Origin of the sequence: Janthinobacterium sp. TB1-E2, from assembly GCF_036885605.1 — a bacterium.
Lineage (GTDB): Bacteria > Pseudomonadota > Gammaproteobacteria > Burkholderiales > Burkholderiaceae_D > Janthinobacterium > Janthinobacterium aestuarii.
In genome coordinates this window covers 5,227,094-5,248,809 of record NZ_CP142523.1, presented here as the reverse complement: position 1 = coordinate 5,248,809, position 21,716 = coordinate 5,227,094, and the positions used below count along the sequence as shown (strand labels likewise).

24 protein-coding genes are annotated in these 21,716 nt (G+C 63.9%); 20 read left to right on the top strand and 4 right to left on the bottom strand.

The genetic code is table 11. The features are described 5' to 3' along the window. Positions 1-138 precede the first annotated feature (138 nt). The 7 genes from flhF to OPV09_RS23605 all read left to right on the top strand — a co-directional run bounded on the left by flhF (position 139) and on the right by OPV09_RS23605 (position 5,995). Positions 139-1,467: a flagellar biosynthesis protein FlhF gene (flhF, locus tag OPV09_RS23635; protein WP_034754102.1), complete on the top strand. Its 1,329-nt coding sequence runs from the start codon at positions 139-141 to the stop codon at positions 1,465-1,467. After that, positions 1,460-2,323 (top strand): MinD/ParA family ATP-binding protein, encoded by an 864-nt coding sequence (locus OPV09_RS23630; RefSeq protein WP_034754231.1) that lies wholly within the window; start codon positions 1,460-1,462, stop codon positions 2,321-2,323. Before flhF ends, OPV09_RS23630 begins: the two co-directional genes overlap by 8 nt. 45 nt (positions 2,324-2,368) lie before the next feature. Next, a complete protein-coding gene (locus OPV09_RS23625) occupies positions 2,369-3,100 on the top strand; it encodes an RNA polymerase sigma factor FliA (protein ID WP_010400804.1) in 732 nt (243 codons plus the stop codon). Further along, positions 3,082-3,828, top strand: a complete 747-nt coding sequence (locus tag OPV09_RS23620; protein ID WP_034754098.1) for a flagellar motor protein — start codon at positions 3,082-3,084, stop codon at positions 3,826-3,828. The genes OPV09_RS23625 and OPV09_RS23620 overlap by 19 nt, the downstream gene beginning before the upstream one ends. 5 nt (positions 3,829-3,833) lie before the next feature. Then, positions 3,834-4,628 carry a flagellar motor protein MotD gene (gene motD, locus OPV09_RS23615; RefSeq protein ID WP_072455728.1) on the top strand — a complete coding sequence of 265 codons (795 nt, stop codon included), beginning with the start codon at positions 3,834-3,836 and terminating at the stop codon, positions 4,626-4,628. 64 nt (positions 4,629-4,692) lie between these two features. Beyond that, positions 4,693-5,055 carry a translation initiation factor Sui1 gene (locus OPV09_RS23610; protein ID WP_034754096.1) on the top strand — a complete coding sequence of 121 codons (363 nt, stop codon included), beginning with the start codon at positions 4,693-4,695 and terminating at the stop codon, positions 5,053-5,055. Between the two features lie 82 nt (positions 5,056-5,137). Next, on the top strand, positions 5,138-5,995 hold the full coding sequence (locus OPV09_RS23605; protein WP_338679510.1) for a hypothetical protein: 858 nt from the start codon (positions 5,138-5,140) through the stop codon (positions 5,993-5,995). Between the two features lie 118 nt (positions 5,996-6,113). Here the strand turns inward: OPV09_RS23605 and OPV09_RS23600 are convergent, their stop codons facing one another. The 4 genes from OPV09_RS23600 to flgA form a co-directional block, all read right to left on the bottom strand. Beyond that, positions 6,114-6,677: an FxDxF family PEP-CTERM protein gene (locus tag OPV09_RS23600; RefSeq protein ID WP_338679509.1), complete on the bottom strand. Its 564-nt coding sequence runs from the start codon at positions 6,675-6,677 to the stop codon at positions 6,114-6,116. Positions 6,678-7,077: 400 nt separating this feature from the next. Next, entirely contained in the window at positions 7,078-7,545 is a 468-nt protein-coding gene (locus OPV09_RS23595) for a flagella synthesis protein FlgN (protein WP_070303619.1), read from the bottom strand. A gap of 8 nt (positions 7,546-7,553) precedes the next feature. Then, positions 7,554-7,862 (bottom strand): flagellar biosynthesis anti-sigma factor FlgM, encoded by a 309-nt coding sequence (gene flgM / locus OPV09_RS23590; RefSeq protein WP_034754089.1) that lies wholly within the window; start codon positions 7,860-7,862, stop codon positions 7,554-7,556. A gap of 111 nt (positions 7,863-7,973) precedes the next feature. After that, a complete protein-coding gene (gene flgA, locus OPV09_RS23585; protein ID WP_034754087.1) occupies positions 7,974-8,669 on the bottom strand; it encodes a flagellar basal body P-ring formation chaperone FlgA in 696 nt (231 codons plus the stop codon). A gap of 191 nt (positions 8,670-8,860) precedes the next feature. Here flgA and flgB point away from each other — a divergent pair, with 191 nt between their 5' ends. From flgB to OPV09_RS23520, 13 genes are all read left to right on the top strand, one after another. Next, positions 8,861-9,313 (top strand): flagellar basal body rod protein FlgB, encoded by a 453-nt coding sequence (gene flgB, locus OPV09_RS23580; RefSeq protein ID WP_034754084.1) that lies wholly within the window; start codon positions 8,861-8,863, stop codon positions 9,311-9,313. Positions 9,314-9,315: 2 nt separating this feature from the next. Then, positions 9,316-9,717 (top strand): flagellar basal body rod protein FlgC, encoded by a 402-nt coding sequence (gene flgC / locus OPV09_RS23575; RefSeq protein WP_034754081.1) that lies wholly within the window; start codon positions 9,316-9,318, stop codon positions 9,715-9,717. 15 nt (positions 9,718-9,732) lie between these two features. Next, positions 9,733-10,431, top strand: coding sequence for a flagellar hook assembly protein FlgD (locus OPV09_RS23570; protein WP_034754078.1), 699 nt, complete (start codon positions 9,733-9,735; stop codon positions 10,429-10,431). Positions 10,432-10,489: 58 nt separating this feature from the next. Next, positions 10,490-12,037, top strand: a complete 1,548-nt coding sequence (locus tag OPV09_RS23565; RefSeq protein WP_034754076.1) for a flagellar hook protein FlgE — start codon at positions 10,490-10,492, stop codon at positions 12,035-12,037. 59 nt (positions 12,038-12,096) lie between these two features. Beyond that, a complete protein-coding gene (locus OPV09_RS23560; RefSeq protein WP_034754073.1) occupies positions 12,097-12,840 on the top strand; it encodes a flagellar basal body rod protein FlgF in 744 nt (247 codons plus the stop codon). A gap of 72 nt (positions 12,841-12,912) precedes the next feature. Continuing rightward, entirely contained in the window at positions 12,913-13,695 is a 783-nt protein-coding gene (gene flgG / locus OPV09_RS23555) for a flagellar basal-body rod protein FlgG (RefSeq protein ID WP_034754070.1), read from the top strand. A 50-nt stretch (positions 13,696-13,745) separates the two neighbouring features. Next, positions 13,746-14,396, top strand: coding sequence for a flagellar basal body L-ring protein FlgH (locus OPV09_RS23550; protein WP_034754066.1), 651 nt, complete (start codon positions 13,746-13,748; stop codon positions 14,394-14,396). A gap of 2 nt (positions 14,397-14,398) precedes the next feature. Next, a complete protein-coding gene (locus OPV09_RS23545; RefSeq protein WP_034754065.1) occupies positions 14,399-15,514 on the top strand; it encodes a flagellar basal body P-ring protein FlgI in 1,116 nt (371 codons plus the stop codon). Between the two features lie 10 nt (positions 15,515-15,524). Continuing rightward, complete coding sequence (gene flgJ, locus OPV09_RS23540) at positions 15,525-16,451, top strand: flagellar assembly peptidoglycan hydrolase FlgJ (protein WP_338679508.1); 927 nt, start codon at positions 15,525-15,527, stop codon at positions 16,449-16,451. A gap of 88 nt (positions 16,452-16,539) precedes the next feature. Then, entirely contained in the window at positions 16,540-18,507 is a 1,968-nt protein-coding gene (gene flgK, locus OPV09_RS23535) for a flagellar hook-associated protein FlgK (protein ID WP_051991489.1), read from the top strand. A 51-nt stretch (positions 18,508-18,558) separates the two neighbouring features. Next, positions 18,559-19,800, top strand: a complete 1,242-nt coding sequence (gene flgL, locus OPV09_RS23530) for a flagellar hook-associated protein FlgL (protein ID WP_034754058.1) — start codon at positions 18,559-18,561, stop codon at positions 19,798-19,800. A 165-nt stretch (positions 19,801-19,965) separates the two neighbouring features. Further along, positions 19,966-20,409, top strand: a complete 444-nt coding sequence (locus OPV09_RS23525; protein ID WP_072455380.1) for a MarR family winged helix-turn-helix transcriptional regulator — start codon at positions 19,966-19,968, stop codon at positions 20,407-20,409. Positions 20,410-20,454: 45 nt separating this feature from the next. Beyond that, entirely contained in the window at positions 20,455-21,714 is a 1,260-nt protein-coding gene (locus tag OPV09_RS23520) for an MFS transporter (protein WP_070303626.1), read from the top strand. Positions 21,715-21,716: the final 2 nt, after the last annotated feature.

Genomic DNA, 21,716 nt, shown 5'->3' with positions numbered 1-21,716 from the left:
TTCCTGCAAGCATCGCTAATAATGGAAACTGTCCGAGTGATCTGTGTCCATGTGGAAGACAGCACTCAAGCAACAGGAGTCGATGATGGTCACACAGTTCAGCCAATATTGCGCCACCCCCGCCTTGGGAGGCCGGTCATGAATGTGAAGAAATTTACGGGCGCCTCGTCGCGCGATGCGTTGCGCAAGGTGCGCGAAGCGCTGGGCCCCGATGCCGTGATTCTGTCGAACCGCCAGGCCGATGGCGTGGTGGAAATCCTCGCGCTGGCCAATGATGATGCCGCTTCGCTCGCTTCGCCGCCGGCCGCGTCCGAAATGGCCCAGCCCCGTCCCCAGTTGCAGACCCAGTTCGCCACACCGCAGCGTCCGGCCGCCCCGGCCCAGCGCCCGGCTGCGCCACGTCCTGCCGCGCCGCGCCAGGCTGCTTCCGAGCCAGTGGACATGGCCCGCATGCAGCAGATGATGGCCAGCGCGCTGGCGCACGTCAAAGAGAACGCCGCCGCCGAGATGAGCGGCATGATGAATGAAATCCGCGCCATGCGCGGCATGATGGAAACCCAGCTGGCGGAAATTTCGTGGGGGTCGACGCAGCAGCGCGAGCCGCAAAAAGCCGTCGTGCTGCGCGAAATGCTGGCCGCCGGCTTTTCCGCCAGCCTGGCGCGCTACCTGATCGACAAGCTGCCCGCCGGCCTCGACGGTGCGCAAAGCATGCGCTGGATCAAGACCGTCCTCAGCCGCAACCTGAATACGGTGGCCAATGAAGACGCCATGCTCGAGCAGGGCGGCGTGTTTGCCCTGGTGGGCCCGACCGGTGTCGGCAAGACCACCAGTACGGCCAAGCTGGCGGCCCGCTGCGTGATGCGCCACGGCCCGGAAAAGCTGGCCCTGATCACCACGGACGCCTACCGTATCGGTGCGCATGAGCAGCTGCGCATCTACGGCAAGATCCTCGGCGTGATGGTGCATTCCGTGAAAGATGAAGCGGATTTGCGCATCGCCCTGAAAGAATTGAAGAACAAGCACACGGTGCTGATCGATACGGTGGGCGTGAGCCAGCGCGACCAGATGGTGACGGAGCAGGTGGCCATGCTGTCGGGTGCCGGCGCCGACGTGAAACGTTTGCTGTGCCTGAATTCCACGGCAACCCAGGAAACCCTCAACGAAGTGGTGCGCGCCTATCAGGGCAGCGGCCTGGCCGGCTGCATCATGACCAAGCTCGATGAAGCGGCGTCGATCGGCAACGTGCTTGACGTGGTGATCCGCCAGAAGCTGAACCTGTTCTATGTGTCGAACGGCCAGCGCGTGCCGGAAGACCTGTACCTGGCCGACCGTGGCTACCTGATCGACCGCGCCTTCAAGCTCAAGCGCGACTCGGCGGCCACGCAGTTTTCCGACGCTGAACTGCCGCTCCTGATGGCGCAGGCGGCCGCCCGCAACAATGAAGCGCGCGGGGTGCACCTTGGCTAATTTCGATTTCGACCAGGCTGAAGGCTTGCGCCGCATGCTGGCCGGCCCGCAGCCGCGCGTCATGACGTTTCTCTCGGCCACGCCGCAGGACGACAAGGGCGCCATGCTGGTCAACCTGGGTGCTTCGCTCGTCTACGGCGGCAATGACGTGCTGTTGCTTGACGCCAGCGGCGGCAGCGATGGCGTGGCCGCGCGCCTGGGACTGGCGCACGGCGCCAGCCTGCGCGACGTGGCGCGCCAGCAGTGCGGCTTGAACCAGGTCATCCACCAGGTGCCGCAAGGCTTTGGCGTGGCGAGCCTGGGCGCGCGCAACCATTTGATGGACAGCATGGACTATGCGGGCGAGGAGGAATTGCGCCGCCTGGGCAAGACTTTCGACGTGCTGGCGCGCCGGAGCGGCATCGTGCTGGTCGACGGCGTCGTGGCAGACGAGGGCGCCTGCTTCCCCGTGCCCTTGATGGCGTCGTCCGATATCGTCGTGCAAGTCTCCACCAGCGCCACCTCGATCAAGGCGGCGTACTGCCTGATCAAGCGCCTGAGCCAGGAACTGGGACGCCGTCCGTTCGGTATTCTCGTCACCGGCGCTTCCGAATCCGAAGCAAAAGTGGTATACGATAATATGGCACAGGCGGCGAGCCGTTACCTGGCCGTGAAGCTGACGTCGATGGGTTCGGTGCCTGCCGATGAGTATCTGCACCGCGCGGCGCGCCTGGGCCGCAGCGTGGTCGATGCGTTTCCGCTGGCCGGCGCCTCGGTGGCGTTTCGCGGACTGGCCGAGCGGCTGGCCCGTTCGGCGGCGCCCGTGCTCGGCGGCACCTTGTACCAGACGGGGAGCCCGCACCAGTTCAGCGCCTGAAGCCAACCGTAGCACCAGATAAGATGAGAAAACAATAAGCAGCCTATGTACACGGTCAAAGGGAAATCGAACAAGGACTATTTGCTGACGGAGCATATTCCGCTGGTGAAGCGTCTGGCGCACCATATGAAGGCGAAATTGCCGCCTTCGGTCGAGGTCGATGACCTGATCCAGGCCGGCATGATCGGCCTGCTCGATGCCATCAGCCGCTATGAAGAGACGCATGGCGCGCAGTTCGAGACGTATGCCGTGCTGCGCATCCGCGGCGCCATGCTCGACGAATTGCGCACCAGCGACTGGCTGCCGCGCAGCATGCGCCAGAACATGCGCAAGATCGAAGAGGCGATGAGCACCTTGCAGCAGCGCCTCGGCCATCCGCCGACAGAGTCGGAAGTGGCGAAACTGCTCAAGATGTCGCTGGCCGACTACCAGGAAATGCTGGGCGACGGCGGCGGCCACCAGCTCGTGTACTACGAAGACTTTCATGACCCGGACGGCAATGACAGCTTCCTCGACCGCCATTGCGTGGACGAGGACAGCGACCCCTTGCGTTCCCTGCTCGATACCGATTTCCGGCAATCCGTGATCGATGCCATCGACGCGCTGCCACCACGCGAGAAAATACTCATGGGCCTGTATTACGAAGAAGAGCTGAACCTGAAGGAGATCGGCGCGGTGATGGGCGTATCCGAATCGCGCGTCTCGCAGCTGCATACCCAGGCCGTCGCGCGCCTGCGCGCAACCTTGAGGGAGCAGGCGTGGACTGGTCCAGCGTAATCGGGCTGGCGCTGGCGCTGGCGGGCCTCTTGGTCGGCCAGGCACTGGAAGGCGGCAAGATGGCCTCCCTGCTGCAGCCGGCCGCCTTTGCCATCGTGGTCATCGGCACTTTCGGCGCCGTGCTGCTGCAAACGCGGCTGCGCACTTTCGTGCGCGGCCTGGAAATGCTGCGCTGGGTCTTCCTGCCGCCAGCCGACACGCGCGCCGCGCTGGCGCGCGACATCGGGCAATGGAGCTTGACGGCGCGCCGCGACGGCCCGCTGGCGCTCGAGCGCCTGATGGAAAACACGGCCGACCGCTTCAACGCCAAGGGCTTGCGGATGATCGTCGACGGCATCGCGCCCGACAAGCTGCGCCAGCTGCTCGACGTGGAAATCTCCGCCTACGAAATGGCCGAGCGCCAGGCCGTCAAGGTGTGGGAATCGGCGGCCGGCTATTCGCCCACCATCGGTATTCTGGGCGCCGTGCTGGGCCTGATACACGTGATGGAAAATCTCACCGACCCAAGTAAATTAGGCAGCGGCATCGCCGTGGCGTTTGTCTCGACCATCTACGGCGTCGGCCTGGCCAACCTGCTGTTCCTGCCGGTGGCGAATAAACTCAAGGCCATCGTCTCGCGCCGCGTGCTGCAGTACGAAATCACGGCCGCCGTGCTGTACGACATCGCCACGGGCGACCACACGCGCATCATCGAAGAGCGCGTGTCCAGCCTGCTGCACGAGCACTGACCATGATGCGGCGCGCGCGCAGGAAGTATGACGAGGAACCGGACAACCAGGACCGCTGGCTGATCTCGTACGCCGACTTCATCACCCTGCTGTTCGCGTTCTTTGTCGTCATGTACGCCATTTCGCAAGTCAACGAAGGCAAGTACCGCGTCTTCCAGAACGCCATCGGCCAGGCCTTCAGCCTGGAAAAGGGCGCGCCGCCCATCATCATGGAAGCGCCGCAAGCGATCCCGCTGCCGAACCCTGCTCTGAAACGCCGCACGGAAGCCATCCGCCGCGAGCGTGAACACATGACGCGCCTGGCGCAGGACTTGACGTCGACCCTGGCGCCGCTGGTCAAGGAAGGCAAGGTGCGGGTCACGCAGACGAGCCGCGGCGTGAGCGTGGAAATCAATGCCAGCGTGCTGTTCGACCCGGGCGCGGCGCGCCTGACGGCTGAGTCGGACCAGGCCCTGCGCGCCGTCGCCGTGCTGCTCAAGGACGATACGCACGACGTGCAGGTGGAAGGGCATACGGACGTGCAGCCGATCAGCAATTCCAACTTTGCCTCGAACTGGGAATTGTCGGCCGCGCGCGCCAGCGCCGTGGTGCGCCTGTTCATTGCCAGCGGCGTCAAGGCGTCGCGCCTGACGGCCGTCGGTCACGCCGACAATATCCCCGTGGCGCCCAATGAAACGGCGGAAGGGCGCGCGCGCAACCGCCGGGTCGCCGTGACGATCCTCTCGGGCATCCCGGAAACGGTGACGGAAGTGCCGACAGCGCCCGTGGCGCCGGCACCGGCACCTGCTCCGGCCAACTGACGGTCGTCAACTGCGGGCCGCCGCTTGGTACAATCGCGGCCTTCTTTCTTTTTATTTCTCCATCATGAAAAGCAGCTCCCAGGGCGGTCTCGTCTATTCCACTGAAACGGGCCGCATGTGTCCGGCCTGCCGCCAGCCGCTGGCGCAATGCGCGTGCAAGGCGCAAGCCAAGGCGGCGCCGGCGGGCGACGGCGTGGTGCGCGTGTCGCGCCAGACCAAGGGCCGCGGTGGCAAGAGCGTCACCGTGGTCAAGGGCTTGCCGCTGGACGCCATCGCGCTGGCCCTGCTGGGCAAGCAGCTGCGCACGCAGTGCGGCTCGGGCGGCACGGTCAAGGATGGCGTGATCGAAGTGCAGGGCGACCATGTCGACACCATTCTTGCCGCGCTGACCAGGCTGGGCCACCAGCCGAAAAAGGCGGGCGGCTAGCCGGGGCGCGTGCGTGCGGAGGCGTGCGGCCCGCTGCCGTGCGCCTGTGGTAACGTGCATTTCCTTTTATGCGCCACCTCATATGAATAACAAACTGACCGGTATCGCCATCGCCGCTGCCATCGCGGCAGTGCTGGCGGTCGTGTACTGGCCCGCGCCCGATGGCGGCGCACCGGACACTGCCGCTACCGCTGCCGCCAGCGCGCCGCCGGGACGCAGCCTGGCATCGTATTTGAATATCGACGCCACCCCGGCCGCCGATGCGGCGCCCGTTGTCGTGTCCCTGGCGCAGCGGCTCGAGCGCCTGGCCTCCAGCGGCAAGCCGGAAGACGCGTATGCGGCCTATAACCTGATCGACGACTGCATCGTTTTCCAGCGCGAAAGCCGCTTGCCGGGGATGGAATTCGAGCTGGGACGCGAGATGACGGCGGAAGAAAAAGCAGCCCAGCAGCAGTTGTGCGCGGGCATGACGCAGCGCCAGCGCGAGGATCGCCTCGGCTACCTGGCCACTGCCGCGCAAGGCGGCGTGCCGGGCGCGGCCACGCTGTTCCTGTCGGAAGGTCCGTTCGGCGACCGCAGCGCGCTGCGCAACCGTCCCGACGATCCGCTGGTGCAGGCCTGGAAGCGGCAAGCGATCGCCCAGCTGACAACACAGGCGGACGCGGCGGAACTGAGCAGCGTGTCGACCCTGATGATGGCCTATCTGCGCGATGGCGACGTGGTGCAGAAGGACGCGCCGCAAGCGTATGGCTACCTGCTGGCCCTGCGCATGGTCTACAACGACATCCTCACGCCAGGCACGACGAACCCTTACCAGGATGAATACTGGCACTGGCTGCAAAACGAGCTGACGCCGGAACAGCAGGCCGCCGCCCTCACCAAGGCGAATGGCATCGCCGCGAAATTCCGCCAGCATACGGGCCGGCCCGCGCACGGTTGAGTGCGTAGGCCTGCCCCTGCCTGGGCTGGCCCGTGCAGAGGCCAGCCCGTGCGTGGAACCGCTGCGCCTGCCCCGTGTCTGCCAGCTACGGCAGTGCTTGCAGGCGCCCCGATGCCGATCAGGCAGCCATCTTGCGGCGCCGTATGCTATACCCGATCAGGCCCAGTCCCGCCAGCAGCATGCCATAGGTTTCCGGTTCCGGTACGGCCGTGGTGATGGAAATGTCCAGCACGGAATCACGCACGCCGATGCCGCTTGCCACCAAGGTGTAGGTGCCAGGTCCCAGCAGGCCGTCGAAGGTCGAATGGGCAAACGCGCCCAGCACGCCGGTGAAGGTATCCGATTGCACCAGGTTATTGCTGGAGTCGAACAGGTCAATGTTGACGCCAGTCAGGCGGGGACCGAAGTCGTTGGCGCCCGTGACCAGCCAGGCCGCGTTGCCCGTGAACGACTGCACGCCGGCGCCGACCGTAAACGTGGTCGTTTGCAGCAGCGAGCCGCGCTCCGTCGTGAAGGTGTCGACGAACAAGGTGTCTTGCGCCAGCAGCGGCGTGGCCACCACGGCGGTCGATACGAGGTGGCTATAGAACACGGCTTGCGTTTCGGCCTGCGCGACCGGCGCCAGCAGGGTGCAGCCGAGCAGCAGCGCCGCGCCAGCCTTGCTTACTGAGAGAGAGTTCATATCATGCTCCTGTGTACTTGCGATTGAGGTGGTGTGCGTCGTGGCGCAGCGCAAAAGCGCAGGCTGGGGCGTGAAATGGATCAGCTATGCCTGCGGGAACGAAGTTCGTGTCGGCGAGGAAAGTCCCACCTGGAGATGTACGGCGTACGCCAGGGATTAGCATATAGTCATCACCTGTCTCAAGTTTGAGCATGCTCAAACGTGCGGCGTCAAAAAGGGCTTGTGTTGTTTCTGCGTGCGGTGTTGTGGGGGGAATGCGGACGCGCTGGCACCGCCGCAGTCTCCCTGGAGGGAGCGACACGGCGATGATGTTCTCGATGGCAGCCGTATGGGTGCCGCTGCTCGGGACGGCGTCAGGCGTGCAGCAATGGCTTCTTGCTGGGGTGAAACGGGAAGACGCTTAGCCGATGACGACGCGCCGGCTGGCCGGGTTCGACATCGGTTGGCCACTGGGGCCGTAGAAATTGCCGCTTTGGGCCGTGGGGCGCATGGCGTTCAGGGCGCCTTGCGTGTGCAGCATGTGTTTGTTGACCAGCAGGCTGTTCAGCCGGTTCTGTTCCTTCGCTTCGCGCGTCGTCTCGAGCAGGGCTTTCCACAGGGGCGCCGCCTCGGCTTCGCTGGCGCTGACCAGCCAGTCTTCCATGCCCGCTTCGGCGGCGGTAAAACCTGCTGCCGCCAGCGCCTGGTGGCGTTGCGCCGCCAATTGGCTCAATTGTCCTACGAGTGCCGTCTTGCGCACCGTGAGCTCCGTGATTGCATCGATGTCAGCGGCAACCAGATGCCGCTGTTCTTCTTTCATCAATGCCAGCAATGTGGTCATGAGCTGTTGCTCGTCGCGCAGGCTGGAAAACGGAGTCACTGATTGCATGAGGGAACCTATCTATTTCGTGAGTGCAGCAAGTCCTTGACTGTGTCGAGGAGACCGTCCGCCACTTTTTCAGAGTTGACCTGGAACTGGCCGTCGGCGATCGCCAGCTTGATGCGTTCGACTTTTTTCGTGTCGAACACGGCGCCGCTGCCGGCAGTTGCACTGGCCGCTAATGCCTGTCCTTGTGGCGACAGGCGTACATTGTCCGACGTCGTCGGTGTTGCCTGGGCTTTCTCGGCATTCCGGGCGCCGGAGGTATTCGCGGGCGCCACCGGCAGGCCGGGATTGCTTTTAATGGTGTTATCGGTAATTTTCACAGCGTGATCCTCGTCTGGTCGAAGTCAAAAAACTCCGGGATATGTGTCATTATCGGCACCTTCTTCCGAAACTTTAGTGCGCCAGACCACAATATCGCTGTCCATCCGGGTTTAAAAGGCGACCTCCACCAAGCCGCCCGCGCGCGCCACGCCGCTGATCTGCTGCCCGCTCTGCGTGCGCACCTGCACCGTCTGGCCATCGCCTGCGCTGCCGATGGCGCGTCCTTCTGATGCCACCTGGAAACCGTTGCCACTGGAAACTACACGTACCAGCTGGCCCTGCATCACCACCGGCTTGCGGCGCAGGGTGTCGAGGCGCATCGGCGTGCCTGGTGGCAAGGAAATATTCGTGCTCGCCCCTACTACCTGGGCCATGTCCGTGGCGATACCTGCCGGCAATGCGGCCAGGTCGCCCTGCATCGTCACCAGCTGGCTGGCGTCGATGGCTTGTCCTTGCGCCAGCGGCACGGCGCTGGCCACGTAGTCGCCCACGACGGCCACGTTCGCCTGCAAATAGATAGTCCAGCTGGAGGGCGCCGTGCAGCGCACGCCGACGGTGGTCTTGCCCCAGGCGCGCGCGCCCGGCGCCATGAACGCTTGCGGCGCGGGGCAGGCAGCCAGGTTCAGGCGCGGATCGACGGCGCCGACGGTGATGGTTACCTTGCCCGGCAAGCCATTGCTTTGCACTTGCAGGAATTGTTCCACGCTGTTGCGCAGCGCTTCCGGCGTTTGCCGGCCGGCGTTTTGCGCCTGGGCCAGCAGTGGCAGGGCGGCAAGAGCGAAGAGGAAAGCAAGCGGTGTTTTCATGGTGATAGGCCTCTGGAATACTGCCATGATAGTGGGCGAGGCCCCGTTCGAAGCGCCGATTAAGGGGTAAAAGTACGGTCTGATCCGGCGATGGTCTTGCTGGTGGGCACCGTACTATGTTTCCTGTCATCACTATACCGCCATCCTTCCGCCATCTCGGGCGCCAGTGGCAGATCTTTCCGGAGCCTGACATGATAGGGAAACTCGACGATTACATGCGCTTCAACGAGACGGCGCTGAGCCTGCGCTCGACGCGCCAGGAATTGCTCGCCTCGAATATCGCCAATGCCGACACGCCCAACTACAAGGCGCGCGATGTCGATTTCGCCGCCGCCCTGAAGGGCGCGATGGCGCGCAAGGATGGCGTGCCGCCGGCCCTGAAGGGCACGGCGCCACAGCATATGCCGGGCAAGGGCGTGGCCGCGGCAGCGGGCGCGGCCGGCGGCGGCAAGGTCGAGACCCTGGCCGACGGTACGCCGCTGCTGTACCGCGCGCCTGCCCAGGGCGCCGTCGATGGCAACACGGTCGACATGGATCTCGAGCGCAATGCCTTTGCCGACAACGCCATCCGTTACGAGGCGGCCGTGACGTTCCTCAACTCGCAGATCAAGGGCATGCTGACGGCCATCCAGGGAGGACAATAATCATGTCGCTATTTAATATCTTCAATGTTTCCGGTTCAGCCATGAGCGCCCAGGCGCAGCGCCTGAACACGGTGGCCAGCAACCTGGCCAATGCCGACAGCGCCACCAGCGCCACGGGCGAAGCCTACCGCGCCAAGCAGGTGGTGTTCGAAGCCGTGCCCATGGCCAACGGCGCCACGGCCGTCAAGGTGCAGAAGGTGATCGAAGACCCGTCGCCGATGAAGCTGGTCTACGACCCGAAGAACCCGCTGGCCGATGAAAAGGGCTACGTCACCATGCCCAACGTGAATACGGTCGACGAGATGGTCAACATGCTGTCGGCTTCGCGTTCGTACCAGACCAACGTGGAAACCATGAACGCGGCCAAGTCGCTGCTCCTGAAAACCCTTACCATCGGCCAATAAGGCTGACTGACCATTATGGCAACCATCGATACCAGCACCGCCACCGTCACCGACCTGATGGCGACGATGAATCCGAAGAAGAACACGGCCGCGAAAGGCAGCGTCGAGGAAGAAACGAACAAATTCCTGACCCTGCTGGTGACCCAGCTGCAAAACCAGGATCCGATGAACCCGCTGGACAATGCACAGCTGACGAGCCAGCTCGCCCAGCTGTCCACGGTGACGGGCGTCAACAAGCTCAATACCACCCTGGAAACGCTCAAGACCAGCTACCAGCAAGCCGAATCCATGCAGGCGGCCAATATCATCGGCCATGGCGTGTTGACGGCAGGCAAGAACATCAACTTAACCAAGAGCGCGGCCCTGCTGGGCGTGGACCTGGCGACGCCGGCCGACAAGGTCAAGGTCATCATCTACAACAGCACGGGCAAGGAAGTCCATTCCATCGACCTGGGGCCGCAGGACGCGGGTACCTTGCCGCTGGGCTGGAACGGCTCCACGGCCGAGCTCGACAAGGATGGCAAGAACATCGTGCTGCCTGACGGCGCCTACACGTTTTCGGTGGAAGCCACGCGCGGCGGCGCCAAGCTGACCGATGCGGCGGCGTTGATGTTCGGCTCGGTTGCCAGCGTGTCGACGGGCGCGGGCGGCGTGAAATTGAACGTGCCGGGCGTGGGCAGCATCACCATGGCCGACGTGAAACAGATTTTGTAAGCAAGCCGCTCATTTGTAGCGTAGACCCTCTACCCCTAATTTCTACCAGGAGAACACAATGTCTTTCCAACAAGGCCTGAGCGGCTTGAATGGCGCCGCCAAATCGCTGGACGTCATCGGCAACAACATCGCCAATTCGGCCACCGTGGGTTTCAAGCAATCGCAGGCGCAGTTCGCCGACATCTATGCCAACTCGCTGTATGGCGTGGGCGGCAACCAGCCCGGTATCGGGGTATCCGTGTCGCAAGTGGCGCAGCTGTTCAACCAGGGTAACCTGGAGAGCTCGTCCAATCCGCTCGACATCGCCATCAATGGCGGCGGTTTCTTCCGCACCAGCGTGAACGGCGCCATCCAGTATTCGCGCAACGGCCAGTTCCAGGTCGACAAGAGCGGCTTCATCATCAATGCGCAGAAAGCCCAGCTGACCGGCTATCCGGCCGATGCGAACGGCAAGATCCTGGCCGGCGCCACCGTGCCGCTGCAGATCGACCCGTCCGACATGGCACCGCAGGCGACCACCAAGGTCGATACCCAGGTCAACCTCGATTCCAACTCGGCCATGCCGACCGTGGTGCCGTTCAGCGTGGGCGAGCAAAAATCGTGGACCAAGCAATTCCCCGTGCCCGTCTTCGATTCACTGGGCAATGCCCACACCATGTCCAATTTCTACGTCAAGACGGGCACCAATACGTGGGATGTCTACACGGCCACTGACGGCAAGGAAATCACCAGCGCGAAAGTAGCGTCCGCGGCGCAGACCGATGCCGCCTCGCTGGCTGCGCGCGCCGCCTACCAGGCCGCCGTCACGGCCGTGCCGCTGGTACCGGCCAATATCACGGCCGCCGCCGTCGCCTACGGCAATGCGGCCGGCGCCGCCGTGCGCACCGCCGCCGCCGCGGCCGGCGCCAGCCCCGCCCAGCTGGCCGCCATCAGCGCCACCTTTGGCAGCGCCGTGCCCAATGGCGTCAATTCCAGCCTGACGCCAGATCAGATCGACACCAATATTTCCTCGGTGACGGAGGTGCCCGCCGTGAAGTCGGCTTCGCTGGTGTTCAACAGCGTCGGCAGCCTGGACAAGGCCGCCATGCTGGGCCTGACGCCGCCGCAAACCTTGCCGGTGACGGTAAACCTGCCTGTCTTCCCCGCCACGGGCGCGAACGCGAACCTGGCGATCAAGGTCGACTTCACCAATTCCACCCAGCTCAGCTCTTCCACCAGCGAAAAGCGCACCGTGGCCGATGGCTACGCGGCCGGCCAGCTGAGCCGTTTCGTCGTGGGTTCCGATGGCGTGATCCAGGGCCAGTACAACAATGGCAAGACGCGCGACCTGGGCCAGGTGGTGCTGACCAACTTTTCCAATCCGAATGGCCTCGAACCGCTGGGTAACAATGCGTGGGCGGAAAGTTCGACCTCGGGCAGCCCCATGACAGGCGAGCCGAGCTCGGGCAACCTGGGCGACTTGCGCGCCTCGGCCGTGGAAGTGTCGAACGTGGACTTGACGGCGGAACTGGTCAACATGATCACGGCCCAGCGCGCCTACCAGGCGAATGCGCAAACCATCAAGACGCAGGATTCCGTTTTACAGACCCTCGTCAACCTGCGTTAAGAGTAAGGGGAGCCGTCCTTCGGATGGCTCCCCGCTTTCGTTTTGCACGGAGAAAACACATGGACCGTCTCATCTACACCGCCGGCTCGGGCGCCAAGCATATCCTCGACAAGCAGGCGACCACGGCGAACAACCTGGCGAACGCCACCAGCACGGGTTTCCGTGCCCAGCTCGACTCGTTCCGCGCCGTGCCCGTGGTGGCCGACGGCATGATGCCGACGCGCGCCTTTGTCGTCGATTCGACGGTCGGTTCCGATTTCACGCAAGGGCCGATGCAGCACACGGGCCGCGCGCTCGACGTGGCCGTGGAAAACAGCGGCTGGATCGCGGTGCAGTCGGCCGACGGTTCCGAAGCCTACACGCGCAACGGCGCCTTGAAGCTCAATGAAAACGGCATGCTGCAAACGCAGTCGGGCCTGATGGTGCAGGGCGATACGGGTCCCATGGCCATTCCGCCCGGCGTGACGGTGGCCATCGCCAGCGACGGCACGGTGGGCACGATTTCCACGGACGTGCCGCCAGGCCCGTCGACGGTGCTGGGACGCATCAAGCTGGTCAACCCGCCCGAGCAGCAGCTGGTGCGCGGCGACGACGGCCTGTTCCGCCTGAAGGATGGCACGGTGGCGCAGGCCGACCAGGCCGTCAAGCTGACCACCGGTGCGCTCGAGGGCAGCAATGTCAGTCCCGTCGACTCCATGGTCAGCATGATTGCCCTGGCGCGCCAGTTCGAAACGCAAATGAGCTTGTTGAAGAATGCCGAGAATAACGCGGCGAAAGCCACCCAGATCCTCGCTTTGAATTGATGGGGCCCACCGCATAATGGTCACATAGAAATAGTCTACAGAGCTGACTAGCGCTGTTATTGGAGAAAAATCATGATTCGTTCCCTTTGGATTGCCAAAACCGGCCTGGAAGCGCAGCAGACGCAGATGGACGTGATCGCCAATAACCTGGCCAACGTCAGCACCACGGGCTTCAAGAAGTCGCGCGCCGTGTTTGAAGACTTGCTGTATCAAAATGTGCGCCAGCCGGGCGCGCAATCGTCGCAGCAAACCCAGCTGCCATCGGGCTTGCAGATCGGCACGGGCGTACGCACCGTGGCCACCGAACGCATCCATACGCAGGGCAATCCCCAGGCATCGGGCAATTCGCGCGACGTGATGGTCAACGGCACGGGCTTTTTCCAGGTGCTGATGCCGGACGGCGCCACCGCCTACACGCGCGACGGCTCGTTCCAGACGGACGCCAACGGCCAGCTCGTCACCTCCGAAGGTTTCGTCATCCAGCCCGCCATCACCGTGCCGACCAATGCGCTGAGCCTGACCGTGGCGCGCGACGGCACCGTGTCCGTCACCTTGCCCGACACCGTGGCGCCATCGCAGATCGGCTCGCTGCAGCTGACCACCTTCGTCAACCCGGCCGGTCTGGAATCGAAGGGCGAAAACCTGTACATGGAAACGGGCGCCTCGGGCGTGGCGCAAACCAACACCCCGGGCACCAATGGTGCCGGCGTGCTGATGCAGGGCTATATCGAGACGTCGAACGTCAACGTGGCCGAGGAAATGGTCAACATGATCCAGACGCAGCGCGCCTACGAGATCAACAGCAAGGCCATCACCACATCCGATCAAATGCTGCAGAAATTGTCGCAACTTTAATTTTCATAGTCGTCATGCCATCCGCCGCCGGATGGCAGCGGAGGTTCGCCATGCAATACCCCATCATCGCTTTGTTGTCCGCAGTCCTGCTGTCCGGCTGCGCCATCACGCCTACGTCCATCGTGCAATATCCGACCACCACGCGCGCGCCGATGCCGGAACCCGTGGTCGCCAACAATGGCTCCATCTACCAGCCGTCGACCTACCGCCCCGCCTTCGAAGACCGCCGCGCGCGCCACGTGGGCGACACCATGACGATCGCCATCACCGAGCGCACGAATGCCGTCAAGGCGGGCGCCAGTTCCGGCAACAAGTCGGGCAGCGTGGGCTTCAGCACGCCGGGCATGCTGCAGGGCCGCCTGGGCGGCACCGTCTCGGCGAGTGGCGCGACGAAATTTGCCGATGGCGACAACCAGTCCGCCAGCAACACGTTTTCCGGCGTGATCGGCGTGACGGTGATTGAAGTGCTGCCGAACGGCAATCTGATCGTCGCTGGCGAAAAACAGATCGCCATGAACAAGGGCACGGAATTCATCCGCTTCTCGGGCATGGTCAATCCGGACACCATCGGCACGGGCAACGTCGTGCCGTCGACCCAGGTGGCCGACGCGCGCGTCGAATACCGCACCAACAGCCAGATCGACCGCGCTGAAATGGCGTCGATGGCGTCGCGCTTCTTCCTCAGCCTGCTGCCGTTCTGATCATGGCAACGATTACTTTCCCCCGCTTTTTAGTCATCTGCGGCCTGGCTGCTTCCCTGCTGGCGCCCGTGGCGCAGGCCGAGCGTATCAAGGACCTGGCCAGCATCGCCGGCGTGCGCCAGAATCAGCTGATGGGCTATGGCCTCGTCGTCGGCCTCGACGGCAGCGGCGACCAGACCACGCAAACCCCATTTACCATCCAGAGCGTGGCGGCCATGCTGCAGCAGCAAGGCATCAACTTGCCGCAAGGCACGAGCTTGCAATTGAAAAACGTGGCCGCCGTGATGGTGACGACGGCCTTGCCCGCGTTTGCCCAGCCGGGCCAGCTGCTCGACGTGACGGTGTCGTCGATGGGCAATGCGAAAAGCTTGCGCGGCGGCACCTTGCTGATGACCCCGTTGAAGGGCGCCGACGGCCAGGTGTACGGCATGGCGCAGGGCAATGTGCTGGTGGGCGGCGTGGGCGCGCAGGCGGCCGGCAGCTCCGTTGTCATCAATCACCTGAGCGTGGGACGCATCTCGGGCGGCGCCACCGTCGAGCGCACCGTGCCTTCGGCGCTGGGCGCCAACAATACGATCCGCCTGGAATTGAACGCCACCGATTTCGCCACCGCCAGCCGCGTGGTCGACGCCATCAACAGCCGCTACGGCGCCGGCACGGCCGCCGCGCTCGATGGCCGCGTGATCCAGGTGCAGTCGCCGGGCGGCAGCGACCAGCGCGTGTCCTTCCTGGGCCAGCTGGAAAGCATCGAAGTCAATCCGGCCCGCCTGGCGGCCAAGGTCATCATGAATGCGCGCACCGGTTCCGTCGTGATGAACCAGTCCGTCACCCTGGAAACGTGCGCCATTTCGCACGGCAACCTGTCCGTCACCATCAATGTCGAGCCGCAGGTGAGCCAGCCGGCCCCCTTGTCGGGCGGGCGCACGGTGGTCACGCAGACGGCGCAGATCGATATCAAGAAGGAACCGGGCAAGGTCATGCTGGTCAAGGGCGGCGCCTCGCTGTCCGAGGTGGTGAAAGCCCTGAACGCCATCGGCGCCTCGCCGCAAGACTTGCTGGCCATCCTGCAGGCGATGAAGGCGGCCGGTTCGCTGCGCGCCGAACTTGAAATCATTTGATGGATACGCCATGATCAGCCAAACCGACCTCAACAATACCGCCGCCTATGACGTCAAGGGCATGGATGGCTTGCGCCAGTCCGCCAAGGCGAAGGACCCCGCCGCCCTGAAAGAGGCGGCCACGCAATTCGAAGCCATGTTCATCAACATGATGATGAAAAGCATGCGCGAAGCGACGCCGCAGGACGGCATCATGGATAGCCAGCAAAGCAAGATGTACACCTCGATGCTGGACCAGCAGACGAGCCAGAACCTGGCCAAGCGCGGCACGGGCCTGGCGGACGTGCTGATCCGCCAGTTGTCGTCGTCGAACCAGGCGCTGGCCGCCGATGGCGCCGAAGCGCCATCGCCCCGCTCGTCGAGCATGGCGCAGGCGCTGGCCGCCTTCCGCCAGCAGCAGGGCGCACTCACCGAGGGCGCAGCCAGCGCCACCGGCACCGGCAAGACCCTGAGCGACAAGGCCAACGCCACGCAGGCGCCGCACGTGCGCGCCTTCCAGGAAAAGCTCGGCGTGCATGCGGAAGAAGCGAGCCGCGCCACCGGCATCCCGGCCAAGTTCATGCTGGGCCAGGCGGCGCTGGAAACGGGCTGGGGCAAGCGCGAAATCATCGCCCGCGACGGCAGCAGCAGCCACAACCTGTTCGGCATCAAGGCGTCCAGCGACTGGAAGGGCAAGGTCACGGAAGCCGTCACCACGGAATATGTGAATGGCAAGGCGCAGCGCAAGGTGGAGAAATTCCGCGCCTACGACAGCTATGCGGACAGCTTCAAGGATTATGCGCAGCTGATTACCAACAATAAGCGCTACGAAAAAGTACTGGCCAGCGCGGGCGACGCCAGTACGTTCGCCCACGGCTTGCAGAAAGCCGGCTACGCGACGGACCCGAATTACGCTGCCAAATTGACAAAAATTATCAAGAATTCGCTGGTCGGCTAGCAACCCGCCGTGCTCCCGTGCAGGCCGCGCGCTTCAAGTTTTCGCCGCGGCTGCCGTAAATACATTTGACGGTAACCAATAAGACACCATGACTTCGAATCTACTCAGCATCGGTAAGAGCGGTTTGCTTGCAGCGCAGGTGGGCCTGTCGACGACCGGGCATAACATCACCAATGCCAACGTGGCCGGCTACAACCGCCAGGTGGTGCTGCAGCAGACTTCGCAGTCCAACTATGCTGGCTATGGCTTCGTTGGCACGGGCACGGAAGTGTCGCAGATCAAGCGCCAGTACGACAGCTTCATGGCCACCCAGGTCAATGCCGCGCAAAGCGCGACCAGCTCACTCGACGCCTATTACACGCAGATCAGCCAGATCGATAACTTGCTGGCCGATCCCACGGCGGGCCTGTCGCCAGCCATGCAGGATTTCTTCAAGGGCGTGCAGGATTTCAGCGCCAATCCTTCGTCGGTGGCGTCGCGCCAGGCGCTGCTGTCGAGCGCCGGCTCGCTCGCTTCGCGTTTCCAGGGGCTGAGCGCGCGCCTGACGGAGATCGGCGACGGCGTCAATTCGCAGATCACGTCGAATGTGACGGTCATCAATACCTACGCCAAGCAGCTCGCCGAGTTGAACAAGTCGATTTCCCAGTTGTCGGTCGACGCCAGCAACCAGCCCAACGATCTGCTCGACCAGCGCGACCAGCTGATCACGGAATTGAACAAATACGTGAAGGCGACGGTGCAGCCCGCTGCCAACAATACCGTCACCATTTCCATCGGCGCTGGGCAGCCCCTGGTGGTGGCCGACCGCAGCTTCGAGCTGGCGGCCACGCCTTCGCGCACGGACCCGAACCGCATCGAGGTGGGCTATGTCACGGGTAATACCGTGACCGTGCTGCCGGACAACTCCCTGACCGGTGGCTCGCTGGGCGGCTTGCTGGAATTTCGTAGCGGCACCTTGGACAATGTCCAGAACTCGCTGGGCAAGGTGGCCATCGCGCTGGCCAGCACCTTCAACGACCAGCACAAGCTGGGCCAGGATCTGAATGGCGCCATGGGCGGCGATTTTTTCAAGATTCCCGATCCCGTGATCGGCGCTGACCGCGGCAACAACACCAGCAGCACCACCGTGCTGTCGGCCAAGGTCAGCGACCCGACCAAGCTGACGGCCAGCGATTACAGCCTGAAATACGATGGCAGCAACTATGTGGTGACGCGCGAGTCCGACGGCGCACACACCATCATCAATCCGTATCCGCAAACGGGGCCGCAAACCATCGACGGCGTCGATTTCTCGATCTCGGGCACGGCCGCCCAGGGCGACAACTACGTCATCCGGCCGACGGCGAATGGCGCGGCCGGTCTGAACGTGCTGATCACCGACCGCAACAAGATCGCCGCCGCCGCGCCGATCGCCACGTCGGCGCCCGTGGCCAATACGGGTTCGGGCAAGCTCAGCGCCGGCTCCGTCGACAAGGCCTACCTGACCCCGGGCAATGCCCTGACGGGTCCCGTGACCTTGACGTATGACAAGGCGACCACCTCGCTGACGGGTTTCCCGGCGGGCCAGGCGGTGACGGTCAAGGGTTTGAACGGCGCCACCACGACGTATCCGGCCGGCACGGCGAACATCCCGTATACGGAAGGCGACAACTTCAGCTTTGGCGGCATCAATGTCAGCATGACGGGCGCGCCGGCGCAGGGCGACACCTTTACCATCAAGCCCAATACGGGCGGCGTGGGCGACAACCGCAACGCCGCGCTGCTGGCGGGCTTGCAGACGAAGAACATCCTCGATGGCGGCAATGCCACGTTCCAGGGTTCGTATGCGCAAACCGTCAGCTTCGTGGGCAACAAGACGCGCGAAGTGCAGGTCAGCGGCCTGGCCAGTCTGGCGTTGCTGCAGCAGGTTAGCACCCAGCAGCAGGCTGTCTCCGGCGTCAACCTCGACGAAGAGGCGGCCAACCTGCTGCGTTATCAGCAGTCCTACCAGGCGTGCGGCAAGGTCATGCAGATTGCCAGTACCCTGTTCGACGTGGTGATCGGCCTGGGACGTTAATCAATTTTTGCCGCGACGTAGCGCGCGGCGGCTTTCTGGAAGGGCAGCATCATGCGCATCAGCACACGAATGATTTATGACCAGGGCAGCTCGCAGCTGAACAATCTGCAGGGCGCCTTGAACCGTACGCAGATGCAGCTGTCGTCGAACCGCCGCAATCTGACGCCGGCCGACGATCCGATCGCCTCGGCGCGCGCGCTGGAAGTGACGCAGTCGCAATCGATCAATACCCAGTTCGTGACGAACCGTTCGAACGCGAAGAACTTCCTGTCGCAGGAAGAGCTGGCGCTGGGCAGCACCACCTCGCTGATCGCCGACGTCAAGGACCTGGTCCTGAAAGCCGGTAATCCGGCCCTGAAGGACGTCGACCGCGATACCCTGGCCAGGGAACTGGAAGGCCGGCTGACCGACTTGCTGGGCATCGCGAACACGGCCGATGGCGCGGGCGGCTACCTGTTCTCCGGCTATAAATCCACGACCCAGCCATTCAGCCAGACGCCGACGGGCGCCAGCTACGTGGGCGACCAGGGCCAGCGCGAACTGCAGGTGGGTTCGGCGCGCTACCTGGCCACCAGCGATTCCGGCGCCACCGTGTTTGAAAACAACCTGACGGGCAACGGCAAGTTCACCACGGCCGCCGCCGCCGCCAACTTCACGCGCGGCGGCTCGGGCGTGGTCTCGGGCGGCACGGTGACGGATCCGTCGGCATTGACGGGGCATAAATATTCGATCGACTTCAAGGTCACGGGCACGGGGACGGACGCCGTCACCACCTATACCGTCACCGACGCCACCCTGGGCCAGACGGTGCCCAATCCTGCCGTGCCCATCCCCTACAAGGCGGGCGACGCCATCACCTTCGACGGCCAGCAAGTGAACATCACGGGCAAGCCGGCCGACCAGGACAGCTTTACCCTGGAGCCGAGCGCCAAGGAGTCGTTGTTTACCACCGTGAAAAACCTGATCGGCGTACTGCGCCAGACGGGCAGTGGCGATGCTGCCCAGGCGCGCCTGACGAACGGCTTGAACGCCGCGCACAATATTCTCGACACGGCCTACGATAACGTGCTGTCCGTGCGCGCCGACGTCGGTTCCCGCATGAAGGAACTCGATTACCTCGACAGCGCCGGTGATGACCTCGACATCCAGTACGCCACCACCCTGTCGGACCTGCAGGACCTGGACATGGTGAAAGCCATTTCCACCTTCAGCCAGCAACAGGTAACCCTGCAGGCGGCGCAAAAAACGTTCACTTCGATCTCGGGCTTGTCGCTGTTTAACTACATCAGCTAAGAACGGGCATCGGCAGGATGACCGGCAAGCCGGGGCAGGGAGGATATCTCCCGCCCCGGCTTTTTTGCGTCCACATTCTGGTCACTTAGGCAAGATATGCAGGCAAACTGTGCAGTCTACCTGCATATCTGTTATAGTAGGGGCCGTTGATCCACTTTCGCTCCCATGCACACGACACAAGAAGACCACGAACAAGTCCTGCAACTGGCCGGCGAATTGCGCATCCTGATCGGCAAGTTGCGCCGCCGCCTGCGCGAAGAGGCGCACCTGGGGGATGTCAGCATGTCGCAGGCATCCGTGCTGAGCCGTCTCGAGCGCGACGGCCCCGCCACCGCCAGCAGCCTGGCCCGCGCCGAAGGCATGCGGCCCCAGTCGATGGCCGCCACCGTGCAAGCCTTGACGGAAGCGCGGATGGTGACGGGTTCGCCCGATCCGGCTGACGGACGGCAAACGATCCTGACCCTGACGGACAGCTGCCGCGTCTGGATCGCGGCCAGCCGCGCCGCGCGAGAAGACTGGCTGGCGCGCACCATCGAAACCCGGCTCACGCCGGACGAAGTCACCGAACTGGACAAGGCGGTGGCATTACTCAAACGCTTGGCGGAATGATCCGCTGCTAGACCTTAACACCCGGCAAGGAGCCCGCACGCCCAGATGAACAACACATTCCGTTCGCTACGCATTCCCAATTACCGTATCTGGGCCGGCGGCGCCCTCGTGTCGAATATCGGCACCTGGATGCAGCGCACGGCGCAGGATTGGCTGGTGCTCAGCGAATTGACGCAGCACAATGCCAGCGCCGTCGGCATCGTCATGGCCTTGCAATTCGGCCCGCAGCTGCTGTTGCTGCCCCTGACGGGCATGGCGGCCGACTTGCTCGACCGGCGCAAGCTGCTGCTGTGCACGCAGGCGGCCATGGGATTGCTGGCGCTGGGACTGGGCTTGCTGTGCATCAGCGGCCTCGTGCAACTGTGGCACGTGTATGTGTTTGCTTTCCTGCTCGGCTGCGTGACGGCCTTCGATTCGCCCGTGCGCCAGACCTTCGTTGCCGAAATCGTCGGCGAGGAAGACTTGACCAATGCCGTGGCGCTCAATTCCACGTCGTTCAATGCGGCGCGCATGCTGGGCCCGGCCGTGGCCGGCTTGCTCATCAGCAGCGTCGGCAGCGGCTGGGTCTTCATCATCAACGCCGTCTCGTTTGCCGCCGTGATCGGTTCGCTGTTGCTGCTGCGCGTGGAATTGCTGCGCCGCGCGCCGCGCCTGAAGGCCACACGCGCCAGCCTGGGCGAGGGTTTCCGCTACGTGCGCCAGCGGCCCGACCTGATGGCCATCCTGCTGATGCTGTTCCTGATCGGCACCTTCGGCCTGAATTTTCCGATTTTCCTGTCGACCATGTCCGTCACGGCCTTCCATGCGGGTGCGGGCCAGTATGGCGTGCTCAGTTCGATTATGGCTTGCGGCTCCGTGGCCGGCGCCTTGCTGGCGGCGGGGCGCGGCCAGCCCACGCTGGCCTTGCTGCTGGGCGCGGCCGCACTGTTCGGCCTGGCGTGCGCGCTGGCCGCCGTGATGCCCAATTACTGGCTGTTCGGCATGATGCTGGTGGTCATCGGCATTGCCGCGCAAACCTTTACCACCAGCGTCAACAGCAGCGTGCAACTGTCGACGGCGCCCGCCATGCGGGGCCGCGTGATGGCCATCGTGCTGGCCATTTCGGCGGGCGGCACGCCGCTGGGCGCACCCATCGTGGGCTGGGTGGCCGACACCTTCGGCCCGCGCTGGGCGCTGGGCATCGGCGCTTTGTCCGGTCTGGCGGCGGCCCTCGTCGGCGTGCGCTATCTGGTCAAGCATCACCAGTTGCGCTTGAACGTCGACCTGCGGCGCTGGCGCTTCGCACTCAGCAGCGACCAGCGCTGACG

Excerpts from the sequence above, each read along its gene's own strand:
- flhF (WP_034754102.1), top strand. The coding sequence starts at position 139 with ATGAATGTGAAGAAATTTACGGGCGCCTCGTCGCGCGATGCGTTGCGC.
- OPV09_RS23625 (WP_010400804.1), top strand. The coding sequence starts at position 2,369 with ATGTACACGGTCAAAGGGAAATCGAACAAGGACTATTTGCTGACGGAG.
- motD (WP_072455728.1), top strand. The coding sequence starts at position 3,834 with ATGCGGCGCGCGCGCAGGAAGTATGACGAGGAACCGGACAACCAGGAC.
- OPV09_RS23610 (WP_034754096.1), top strand. The coding sequence starts at position 4,693 with ATGAAAAGCAGCTCCCAGGGCGGTCTCGTCTATTCCACTGAAACGGGC.
- OPV09_RS23605 (WP_338679510.1), top strand. The coding sequence starts at position 5,138 with ATGAATAACAAACTGACCGGTATCGCCATCGCCGCTGCCATCGCGGCA.
- OPV09_RS23600 (WP_338679509.1), bottom strand. The coding sequence starts at position 6,677 with ATGAACTCTCTCTCAGTAAGCAAGGCTGGCGCGGCGCTGCTGCTCGGC.
- OPV09_RS23595 (WP_070303619.1), bottom strand. The coding sequence starts at position 7,545 with ATGCAATCAGTGACTCCGTTTTCCAGCCTGCGCGACGAGCAACAGCTC.
- flgA (WP_034754087.1), bottom strand. The coding sequence starts at position 8,669 with ATGAAAACACCGCTTGCTTTCCTCTTCGCTCTTGCCGCCCTGCCACTG.
- flgB (WP_034754084.1), top strand. The coding sequence starts at position 8,861 with ATGATAGGGAAACTCGACGATTACATGCGCTTCAACGAGACGGCGCTG.
- flgC (WP_034754081.1), top strand. The coding sequence starts at position 9,316 with ATGTCGCTATTTAATATCTTCAATGTTTCCGGTTCAGCCATGAGCGCC.
- OPV09_RS23570 (WP_034754078.1), top strand. The coding sequence starts at position 9,733 with ATGGCAACCATCGATACCAGCACCGCCACCGTCACCGACCTGATGGCG.
- OPV09_RS23565 (WP_034754076.1), top strand. The coding sequence starts at position 10,490 with ATGTCTTTCCAACAAGGCCTGAGCGGCTTGAATGGCGCCGCCAAATCG.
- OPV09_RS23560 (WP_034754073.1), top strand. The coding sequence starts at position 12,097 with ATGGACCGTCTCATCTACACCGCCGGCTCGGGCGCCAAGCATATCCTC.
- flgG (WP_034754070.1), top strand. The coding sequence starts at position 12,913 with ATGATTCGTTCCCTTTGGATTGCCAAAACCGGCCTGGAAGCGCAGCAG.
- OPV09_RS23550 (WP_034754066.1), top strand. The coding sequence starts at position 13,746 with ATGCAATACCCCATCATCGCTTTGTTGTCCGCAGTCCTGCTGTCCGGC.
- OPV09_RS23545 (WP_034754065.1), top strand. The coding sequence starts at position 14,399 with ATGGCAACGATTACTTTCCCCCGCTTTTTAGTCATCTGCGGCCTGGCT.
- flgJ (WP_338679508.1), top strand. The coding sequence starts at position 15,525 with ATGATCAGCCAAACCGACCTCAACAATACCGCCGCCTATGACGTCAAG.
- flgK (WP_051991489.1), top strand. The coding sequence starts at position 16,540 with ATGACTTCGAATCTACTCAGCATCGGTAAGAGCGGTTTGCTTGCAGCG.
- flgL (WP_034754058.1), top strand. The coding sequence starts at position 18,559 with ATGCGCATCAGCACACGAATGATTTATGACCAGGGCAGCTCGCAGCTG.
- OPV09_RS23525 (WP_072455380.1), top strand. The coding sequence starts at position 19,966 with ATGCACACGACACAAGAAGACCACGAACAAGTCCTGCAACTGGCCGGC.
- OPV09_RS23520 (WP_070303626.1), top strand. The coding sequence starts at position 20,455 with ATGAACAACACATTCCGTTCGCTACGCATTCCCAATTACCGTATCTGG.